5 protein-coding genes are annotated in these 5,682 nt (G+C 69.3%); 4 read left to right on the forward strand and 1 reads right to left on the reverse strand.

Annotated features, from left to right (window positions below; translation table 11 throughout):
• The first annotated feature begins 186 nt into the window (after positions 1-186).
• From L995_RS04890 to glyA, 4 genes are read left to right on the forward strand one after another with little or no spacing between them, the layout of a single operon-like run.
• Positions 187-1,443, forward strand: coding sequence for a benzoate/H(+) symporter BenE family transporter (locus L995_RS04890; protein WP_046238945.1), 1,257 nt, complete (start codon positions 187-189; stop codon positions 1,441-1,443).
• A gap of 4 nt (positions 1,444-1,447) precedes the next feature.
• Positions 1,448-2,299, forward strand: coding sequence for a YggS family pyridoxal phosphate-dependent enzyme (locus tag L995_RS04895; protein WP_047469719.1), 852 nt, complete (start codon positions 1,448-1,450; stop codon positions 2,297-2,299).
• A 57-nt stretch (positions 2,300-2,356) separates the two neighbouring features.
• On the forward strand, positions 2,357-3,595 hold the full coding sequence (locus tag L995_RS04900; protein WP_082001485.1) for an aspartate aminotransferase family protein: 1,239 nt from the start codon (positions 2,357-2,359) through the stop codon (positions 3,593-3,595).
• Positions 3,596-3,641: 46 nt separating this feature from the next.
• A complete protein-coding gene (gene glyA, locus L995_RS04905) occupies positions 3,642-4,916 on the forward strand; it encodes a serine hydroxymethyltransferase (RefSeq protein ID WP_047469722.1) in 1,275 nt (424 codons plus the stop codon).
• A gap of 21 nt (positions 4,917-4,937) precedes the next feature.
• On the opposite strand, the gene L995_RS04910 is transcribed toward glyA, so the two are convergent.
• Positions 4,938-5,682 (reverse strand): patatin-like phospholipase family protein (locus L995_RS04910; RefSeq protein WP_047469726.1); only part of this gene is annotated, 745 nt, incomplete at its 5' end.

A 5,682-nucleotide genomic window follows, 5' to 3' on the forward strand; every position in this document is an offset into this window, starting at 1 on the left:
CCGCGTCCTTTCATCTCATTGCACCTCTTTGGCAGGCCATTGTACTGACGCAAATGCTGCGCGCCCATTGCAAAGTGGTCTGCAACAAGAGAGCGAAGTGTATGGATCATTCAGTCCACTTCGGCGCTCAAATACCCCTTTCCCCAGACAGCCAGGAATCCAACCCCCAAGGAAAACGAGAAGACCATGCCTTCATCAGACACACACTCACCCCTTCGCTTCAGCGACCTCATCCACCCCGTGGTGGCCGGGCTGATCTCGGTCATCGTCAACTACGGCGGCACCTTCATCCTGGTGTTCCAGGCCGCCAAGGTGGCCGGCCTGAGCCCGGAACTCACGGCTTCGTGGGTGTGGTCTATTTCGATTGGCGTGGGCGTCACCGGGCTGGTGCTCAGCTGGCTCTCGCGCGAGCCCATCATCACGGCCTGGTCCACGCCGGCCGCCGCCTTCCTGGTGACGGCCCTGGCCACCACGCCGTATGCCGAGGCCGTGGGCGCCTATGTGGTGTCGGCCGCGGCCTTCGTGGTGCTAGGACTGTCGGGCTGGTTCGAGCGCGTGATCCGGCTGATTCCGCCCGGCGTGGCCTCGGGCCTGCTGGCGGGCATCCTGCTGCAGTTCGGCATCAAGGCCTTTGGCGGCATGAGCGTGGACCCGGTGCTGGCCGGCCTGCTGATCGTAGCCTACGTTCTGCTCAAGCGGCTGACGGCGCGCTATGCGGTGGTCGGCATCCTGGCGCTGGGCCTGGCGTTCCTGCTGGCGCAGGACCGTGTGGACCTGTCCGGGCTGCAGCTGCAATTCGCGGCGCCCGTGTTCACGCGGCCCGAGTTCACGCTCAACGCCCTGCTGAGCGTGGCCCTGCCGCTGTTCCTGATCACGCTGACCGGCCAGTACATGCCCGGCATGCTGGTGCTGCGCAACGACGGCTTCAAGACCAGCGCCAACCCCATCGTCACGCTGACGGGCCTGGGCTCGCTGCTGATGGCGCCGTTCGGCTCGCACGCCTTCAACATCGCCGCCATCACGGCCGCCATCTGCACGGGCAAGGAGGCGCATGAAGAGCCGTCCAGGCGCTGGATCGCGGGCATCGCTGCGGGCGTGTTCTACATCCTGGTGGGTGTGTTCGGCGTCACGCTGGCGGCCGTGTTCATGGCGTTCCCGGCCACCTTCATCACCACGCTGGCGGGCCTGGCGCTGCTGGGCACCATCGGCGGCAGCCTGGCCAATGCGCTGGCCGATGCCAAAACCCGCGAGGCCTCGCTGATCACCTTCCTGGCCGCCGCGGCCAACATTTCCATGCTGGGCATAGGCGGCGCCTTCTGGGGCCTGGTCATCGGCCTGGTGGCCCATGCCGTGCTCAACGGCCAGTGGCCGCGCCGGGCCGCCCGCAGCGAGGCGGGCACCGGCAACGTGCCCGCCGCCGATGCCGCCATCAAAAGGAGCTGAAACCATGCTTGCGACACAAGACACCACCGGCGGCACCGCCCGAGCCGCCGACACCCTGACGCGCCACGACCAGCACGGCCGCTACCCCCAGGCCGAGACGGTGGACGATTTCCGGCACAACCTGGCCACCGTGCAGGCGCGCATGGCCGCTGCCTGCCGCCGCGCGGGGCGCGACCCGGCCAGCGTGCGCCTGCTGCCCGTGAGCAAGACCAAGCCCGAATCCAGCCTGCGCCTGGCCCACGCGGCGGGCTGCCGCATGCTGGGCGAGAACAAGGTGCAGGAAGCCTTCGGCAAGTGGGAGGCCATGCAGGACCTGGCCGATCTGCAGTGGTCCGTCATCGGCCACCTGCAGACCAACAAGGCAAAGCTCGTGGCACGCTTTGCCAGCGAGTTCCAGGCGCTGGACAACCTGCGCGTGGCCGAGGCGCTGGACCGCCGCCTGCAGGCCGAAGGCCGGGCGCTGGACGTGTTCGTGCAGGTCAACACCTCGGGCGAGGCCAGCAAGTACGGCCTGCCGCCCGACGAGGTGCAGGGATTCCTCCAGGCCCTGCCCGCCTTCAGTGCGCTGCGCGTGCGCGGCCTGATGACGCTGGCCCTGTTCTCCAGCGAGGCCGAGCGCGTGCGCCAGTGCTTCGTGCTGCTGCGCAGCCTGCGCGACCAGCTGCGCCAGGGCGCGCCGGCTGGCATCTCGCTGGATGAACTGTCCATGGGCATGTCCGGCGACTTCGAGATCGCCATCGAGGAAGGCGCCACCGTGGTGCGCGTGGGCCAGGCCATCTTCGGCGCCCGCGCCCAGCCGGACAGCTTCTACTGGCCCGTCGGCGGCCCTGATCCCGCCGCCCTGGCGCTGCCCTGAACGCGCCCCCTCGCCACCCTTTTCGATTCAACCCTGACCCCGCTTGAGGACCTTGACATGCAAAAAGCCATGCAACCCCTTGATTCCCGCCTGATGAAGGCCTATGCCCGCCAGCCCGTGTCCTTCGTCCGTGGCCGTGGAGCCCGGCTCTGGGACGAGCACGGCACCGAATACCTGGACGCCATTGCCGGCGTGGCCGTGACCGCCCTGGGCCACGCGCACCCGGAGATCGCCGCCGTGATCGCCGAGCAGGCCGGCCTGCTGCTGCACACCTCCAACGTGTTCCGCATCGACTGGCAGGAACGCCTGGGCCAGCGCCTGTGCGCCCTGGCCGGCATGGAGACGGCCTTCTTCTGCAACTCCGGCGCCGAGGCCAACGAGGCCGCGCTCAAGCTGGCGCGCCTGCACGGCCACCGCAGGCAGGTGGCGCGGCCGCAGATCCTGGTGATGGACAACGGCTTTCATGGCCGCACGCTGGCCACGCTGTCGGCCACGGGCAACCCGGCCAAGCAGCGCGGCTTCGAGCCGCTGATGCCAGGCTTCGTGCGCGTGCCCTATGACGACATCGCGGCCGTGCACCACGCCGCCGCCCAGCATGGCGACATCGTGGCCGTGCTGATCGAGCCCGTGCAGGGCGAAGGCGGCATCCGCCTGGCCAGCCCCGACTACCTGCGCCAGCTGCGCAGCCTGTGCGACCGGCACGGCTGGCTGCTGATGCTGGACGAGATCCAGACCGGCCTGGGGCGCACCGGCGCCTGGTTCGGCCACCAGCATGCGGGCATCGCCCCCGATGTGATGACCCTGGCCAAGGCCCTGGGCAACGGCATTCCTATCGGCGCCTGCCTGGCGCGCGGGCCTGCGGCCGACCTGATCTCGCCCGGCCAGCATGGCTCCACCTTTGGCGGCAACCCGCTGGCCTGCCGCGTGGGCTGCACGGTGCTGGACATCATGGAGACCGAGGACATCCCCGGCCGCGCCAGGCAACTGGGCCGGCGCCTGCTCAACGGCCTGCAGCAGGCGCTGCACGGCCACCCCGACGTGCTGGCCGTGCGCGGCCAGGGCCTGATGGTGGGCATCGAGCTGAACCGCAACTGCCAGGACCTGGTGGGCCGCGCGCTGGCCCAGCAGCGCCTGCTGATCACGGTGACGCGCGAATCCACCATCCGCCTGCTGCCGCCGCTGATCTGCGACGAGCGCCAGATCGACGACATCGTCGCCCGCCTGGCCTGCCTGCTGGAGCCGGCCAGCGCCGCGCAGGCAGGCGCACCCGCCGCAGGCCAGCTGGCAGCTGCATGACCATCGATTCCCCCAGCCCTTGCCCCGACACAGGAACCACTCACCCATGTACGACGCATCCCTGACCCTGGCCGACTTCGACCTGCAGCTGGCCAAGGCCATCCAGAGCGAGAAACGCCGCCAGGAAGACCATGTGGAACTCATCGCCTCCGAAAACTACGCCAGCCCGCTGGTGATGGCGGTGCAGAACTCGGTCTTCACCAACAAGTACGCCGAGGGCTACCCCGGCAAGCGCTACTACAGCGGCTGCGAGAACGTGGACGTGGCCGAGCGCCTGGCCGTGGAACGCGCCATGGCGCTGTTCGACTGCGACTACGCCAACGTGCAGCCCCATGCCGGCGCCCAGGCCAATGCCGCCGTGTTCCTGGCGCTGGCCCAGCCCGGCGACACCGTCATGGGCATGAACCTGGCCCAGGGCGGCCACCTGACGCATGGCAACCCGTCCAACTTCTCGGGCCGCCACTACCGCATCGTCCCCTACGGCCTGGACCCCGCCACGGGCCTGATCGACTACGACGAGATGGAGCGCATCGCCCTGGAGCACCGGCCCCGCATGCTCATCGGCGGCTTCTCTGCCTACTCACGCCACAAGGACTGGGCCCGCATGCGCGCCATTGCCGACAAGGTGGGCGCCGTGTTCTGGGTGGACATGGCCCATGTGGCAGGCCTGGTGGCCGCGGGCGAATACCCCAGCCCCCTGCCCCACGCGCATGTGGTCACCAGCACCACGCACAAGACGCTGCGCGGCCCGCGCGGCGGCTTGATCCTGTCCAAGGGACAGGACGAAACCTTCAACCGCCGCCTGAGCTCGGCCGTGTTCCCCGGCGTGCAGGGCGGGCCGCTGATGCATGTGATCGCCGCCAAGGCCGTCGCCTTCAAGGAGGCGCTGCAGCCCGGCTTCAAGGCCTACCAGCGCAAGGTGCTGGCCAACGCCCGCGCCATGGCCGCCGTGATCCAGCAGCGCGGCTACCGCATCGTCTCGGGCGGCACGGACAACCACCTGATGCTGATCGACCTGTCCGACCGCAGCTACACCGGCAAGGACGCCGACGCCGCGCTCAGCGAGGCGCACATCACCACCAACAAGAACACCGTGCCCAACGACCCGCGCTCGCCCTTCGTGACCTCGGGCCTGCGCATAGGCACGCCCGCCGTCACCACGCGCGGCTTCGGCCAGGCGCAGTGCGAGCAGCTGGCCGGCTGGCTGTGCGATGTGCTCGATGCGCTGGACGCGCAGGAAGGCGCCCGCTTTGCCAAGGTGGCGGCGCAGGTCAGGGAGCAGGTGACGGGGCTTTGCGCCCGCTATCCGGTGTACGGATAGCCCGCGCGCAGCCGTGGTGGATCAGGGGTTGGCATTGAGGTTGGGGTTGGCGCAGGCGCCATCCATCCCCGCCATCTCCGCCAGCTTCTGCATGCGCGAGCGCTGGTCCAGGCAGGCCTGGTGCTGGGCTTCGGCCGCCTTTTGCTGCGCCAGCTTCGCGGCCTTGGCGCGCTCGGCCTGCAGCTGGGCGATGCGCTCGCGGATCTGGGGCATGGCGGCCACGGCGGCCTTTTCGCCTTCAAGAATGGCGCTGGCGCGCTGGGTGAAGTCGGCCGGGCCGATGTCCAGCACCTTGGGGCGGATGGTGATGTCGGCGCGGGCCAGCTCGGCCTGGCCCAGCTTCTGGCCCATGATCGCAATGGACTGGCCCAGGGCGCCCAGCATGTTCTCGGGCGCCTTGCCACGGGCCTTGTTGGAGATGTCCACGGCGATCACCAGATCGGCGCCCAGCTGGCGCGCGGCGTCCACGGGCACGGGGCTGGTGATGCCGCCATCGACGAAGTGGAACTTTCCGATGGCCACGGGCTGGAACACACCCGGAATGCTGCTGGAGGCACGCACCGCCTGCCCCGTATTGCCGCGCGCGAACACGGTGCGCTCGCCGTCCTCCAGCCGCGTGGACACGGCCACGAAGGGCTTGGCCAGCTGCTCCAGCGGCTTGCGGCCCACCTGTTCGTTCACATAGTCTTCCAGCTTCTGGCCCACCAGCAGGCCGCCCGAGGACAGCTGCAGGTCGCGGATCCTGGTCTCATCCAGCGCCACGGCC

It is taken from the genome of Delftia sp. ZNC0008 (genome assembly GCF_000799035.1).
Taxonomy (GTDB): Bacteria; Pseudomonadota; Gammaproteobacteria; order Burkholderiales; family Burkholderiaceae_C; genus Comamonas; species Comamonas tsuruhatensis.

What these genes read in the sequence shown, in the direction of transcription:
- L995_RS04895 (WP_047469719.1), top strand. Translation starts at nt 1,448, where the DNA reads ATGCTTGCGACACAAGACACCACCGGCGGCACCGCCCGAGCCGCCGAC.
- L995_RS04900 (WP_082001485.1), top strand. Translation starts at nt 2,357, where the DNA reads ATGCAAAAAGCCATGCAACCCCTTGATTCCCGCCTGATGAAGGCCTAT.
- glyA (WP_047469722.1), top strand. Translation starts at nt 3,642, where the DNA reads ATGTACGACGCATCCCTGACCCTGGCCGACTTCGACCTGCAGCTGGCC.
- L995_RS04890 (WP_046238945.1), top strand. Translation starts at nt 187, where the DNA reads ATGCCTTCATCAGACACACACTCACCCCTTCGCTTCAGCGACCTCATC.